Source organism: Microcoleus sp. Z1_A1 (genome assembly GCF_036700305.1).
Lineage (GTDB): Bacteria > Cyanobacteriota > Cyanobacteriia > Cyanobacteriales > Microcoleaceae > Microcoleus.
This window is the reverse complement of sequence record NZ_JAUBOR010000094.1, coordinates 1-4,115: the sequence shown is the minus strand read 5'-3', so window position 1 is coordinate 4,115 and position 4,115 is coordinate 1. Positions and strand designations below refer to the sequence as shown.

2 protein-coding genes and 1 pseudogene are annotated in these 4,115 nt (G+C 44.6%); all 3 read left to right on the top strand.

Features of this window, described 5'->3' with window-relative positions:
- Positions 1–582 (top strand): annotated as a pseudogene (locus tag QT973_RS26740) (hypothetical protein); the annotation flags it as partial.
- A 336-nt stretch (positions 583–918) separates the two neighbouring features.
- Positions 919–3,324, top strand: coding sequence for a hypothetical protein (locus QT973_RS26735; protein ID WP_333392553.1), 2,406 nt, complete (start codon positions 919–921; stop codon positions 3,322–3,324).
- Between the two features lie 136 nt (positions 3,325–3,460).
- Positions 3,461–4,057, top strand: coding sequence for a hypothetical protein (locus QT973_RS26730; protein ID WP_333392551.1), 597 nt, complete (start codon positions 3,461–3,463; stop codon positions 4,055–4,057).
- Positions 4,058–4,115 lie beyond the last annotated feature (58 nt).

The window sequence follows — 4,115 nt, the reverse complement described above, 5'->3', positions numbered from 1 at the left end:
TCACCTAAATTGCCGATCGGCACTACCTTTGAGGCCACTATTGAACCCTCGCCTAAAGGCAGCGCTCTGATCTTAAACATCAACCCTAGCTCTGTGCAACTAATTGAATCAGTTGAGGAACTTTCAGAAGTCGCGCCCACCCCTTGTCCAAACCGATCGCAATCCGTATCCCCAACCACTTGTCAAAAGCGATCGCTATCTGTATCGCCAACCCCTACCCAAAACAAACCGCCATCTCAACCCGAAGGCATTGCTGCCAGCCCCACCCACCTCTCACAATTGCTGAAAGATGCGATTTCTGAAGCATATAACCAAACTGGAGAAACTAAAATCCCTGTGGGAAACTGGACAGCTTTTATTAGCCAATCTCGCAATAATGTTAGGTGTTTAGTCAGAGATGAAGCTGATAATCCGGTCTTGGCTGCTGACTTGAAAACAGGTCAAATCATTAAGAAGCTTTCTGAAAACAGCAGCTCTCAGTTTATCAAATACCTCAGAGAGGTTGATGCTGAATTAGCTTCTACATCTTCAAAAAAAAGAGATGCAGATACACAACTTTTACATCAACTACCGCACAGCTAAGAGCGGGTAGGTGTGAACACCAGGAAAGCTCGTTGACCGAACAGTTAGTTTTTTAGTGAGTTTCAAACAGGGGATAAGCTGTCGCGCCTTTAAATTGTATACTTCAATCTTTGTGGGAAAAGCGTCAAAGTTTCTCCCCCTCTCCCCCTCTCTTTCTCCCCCTCCCCAACCAACAGATATTTTAGATGCGTAGCAGCTTAATTATTAGTGGGCGACGATTCCCCCTCCGATTGGAGGGGGTCACTTTAACTCCCCAAAACCGCACTTTAGAGTGAAGTCACTAGCCACACTGCTCGAATTTCATGGGAAATATCCACTCACCCCGCCACAAAGATTATGGCTACAAAAACAGCATCCCGAAGCCGAAGCCAGGGAAACTACATCACCCCTAACACAGCCGAGGGCAAGAAAATCCTCAACTACCTAAGAAATCGCTGCGAGAAAGCTTTAGATTACTGCCTGGAAAACGGACTCACCAGCGTAGAAGATTTTGCCGATGCAATTGAAGAACTAACGGAAGCAGACGGCAAACCTGGCATTAGCGTGGAGGTCAAGCACAACGGACTCGTCCTCAGTTTGAGCGATCGACCTGAGTACGGCTCTACCACAGGAAAGTACATGATGGAACACTTGGGAGAGCCCGACGACAACCGATTTACTAAAACAGGAATTGAGGCGTTACTCGATTCGCCTCGAACTAAAACAAGGTCTAAAAAAGACAATTTACTAGATGAATTGGATGATGAGCAACCCTCCCCCAAGTCTAAATCTAAAGCGACCACCAAGTCTAAAAAAGACGATTTACTAAATGAATTGGAGGATGATGAACCCTCCTCCACGTCTAAATCAAAAGCGGCAACCAAGTCTAAAAAAGACGATTTGCTAGATGAATTAGAGGATGATGAACCCTCGCGTCGCTCGAAATTTAAAGCCAATACCAAATCACAAAAAAATGAAATAGAAAGTTGGGAGGATGACGAGCCATCACCCCACTCTCAAACCAAAACTAGACCTCCCAAAGATGACCTAGAGGAGTTGGATTCGGAGGAACCACTGGTTAAATCTAAAGCCTTAAACCGCTCTCCGAGAAATCAACTAAGTGAGTTAGATGAGTTTGAAGTCAAAGAACCTCAACCTAAAGCTAAGCCTCAAACTAAAAGCCACCTTCAAAACTCTGAGCGAGAAGATTTGGAAGACGAAGAATTATCAGCTAAATCCCAAGCCAAAAGAAAACTTCAGACAGATGAAGCGGTAGAAGTTGCTGAATCCTTAGCACGCACACCTTCAAAAACCCGAACGAGCCAACAGCGACCTCAAGGCAAAAAATCAAACGACCAGAACATCGATAGTATCCTCGATGCTGCTGTACAAGTTAGTGGTAGAACAGCCATTTCTGGAAATGAGGTAGAAGGTACAACTGTCAGCGGTATGAGCGGTCAAGTTGCAGTTCTCGCTACTCTGATTGGCAAAAAAGCAGCTTCTCAAATTATAGAAGCTGCTCTTGGGGCTGTCCAAGAGCGCCAAGTTGCCGGTATTGTCAAAAGGCTCCAAGCTCAAAGCCAGCGGGCTGACTCGCTCTCCCAGCGAGTTACCAACTTGGTTGAAGCGGATTCAGTTGCAGATGCAATGGTCGAATCCGAAGCTTTACCGATAGCTGAACCGAAGCCAGAACCGGAACAAAACATCTTACCTGAACCGGATGCCGAATTTGTGTCAACACCCGGTATGCTCTTAGCTAAAGCTGTTAGCAAAGTTCACGGAAAAGTTGATAAAATTTCCGGCAGTGTGAGAGACAACACTTCTGAAAAAACGGCTGCTATTAAGATTGACACAGAGGCGAGTTTTGAAGAACAACTCGTACAAATAAATGAAGCACTCAACCGACTTGAAAAGCGACTCGATACCCTAGAAGAGCGAATAGAAGCTTTAGAGAACAAACTTTCTCTTCAAAAAAGCGAGACAGGCGTTCAAGCTGGCGATGCAAAATTAGAACCGCCCGACAGCTCGACTCCATCCCTCAGCGACCAATTCGTACAAAACGGAACAGAAATAGGTGAAAAAATTTCCTTAGAATCAACAATCCCAGCTAGCAGCGCTAACGCTACTGCTAAAAAAATCACTGTGACCGCCCAAAATCTTACTCAGGACTCCCAACTTGCAGCAACACTGGCAAAAATTTACAGCCTAGCTGAAGAAGAAGCAAATGCGGAAGGCATTGCATTAGAAGATGGGGTTGATTTAGGAGAAGCCAAACTTTATGTAACAAATTTTGACTCCTCTACCGCTGTCAGCTTAAAAACTAAGGAAGGCGAGGAACTGTTTTCAGCAGTACAGGATAAAACTGGAGAATGGGAAGTTACAAACGACTTCCTGAAACCTGAAGAAAAAGAAGAACTCGACCGCTTAAAGATTTTTCAACAAGCTCTCAACCAAGAGCGGCTAGCTGAAATGGTAAAGAGAAGCGGTCAGGATGAAGTGAGCTTTACCGATTCCCAAGGCTCGCGCCTCGACTTTGAAGTCGAATTCAGCGATAAATCCAAGTCGAAGGGTACTGTCAAAGGCTTTAACTCTCACAGTGAGATAGTTTTTGAGGCTAGCCTCCAAAAAGGTAATGTTGAGGTACTTTTGTGCGACATTCCACCAGAAGTAGTAGAAAATCTCCTATCCCAACAGCAACTTGCTCAAAACCAGAACTCCAACAAGCAGGAAGCTAAAAAAACTGAGGTGGAGATGGAAATTTGAAATAAGTTATTTCACTTGCACCCTCCAAATGGAGGGGGTAATTGTCACTATATAAAATCACCGTATTTGGTGATTTTGCAGGTATTAGATACCACTTAAATTGGCATTAAAGCACTAAATTTATCAAGAGAGTGACATGGCTACTTACTTAGACCAAACAAGAAATGAACGAAACCGCAACTCATTATCACGCTGGTTAAAACAACAGAAAATAAAACTGGGCGACCTTCCATTCCTCGGCATTTGCCTAACCTCACTCATCTACTTCAGCCTTCATGACCCGCTCTTAATTGCGACTTTAGGCTGCTCCAGCATTGTGTTTTTGAGTTTATGGCACCTCACTAGAGCTATTCCCATTGTAGAGCGATACATAGGCTGCAAAATTCGCTTTTGGCACATTGCCACTGCCATTATCACCTCTACTGCACTTTGCTCCGTACTCGATTCCCCAGCCAACGCCCTCTTCCTCTCCGGCTTAGAAGAATTTATGCAAGAACTCGCAGAAGGAGCCTCTTCAGCAGGAGGCGAAGCTATTGATGCCGAAGTCATCGAACTGATTTTCAACTTAATTCGCGGAGCATTTCTTTTGTTAGTAGCAGCCGCTTCTCTTTTCGCCTACAACCAAGCACAACAAGGTAATGACTGGAGACCAATTGTTACCCAAGTTGCCTTAGCCTTTGCCATTGTAATTGCCGTTGACGTAGTAACTTTTCTGGTAAGGATTCAGGTCTGAAATTCGGGAATGAGGTCAGGCATAGGAAAGTAGTCACAAGAATGGGCATTCATAGCCT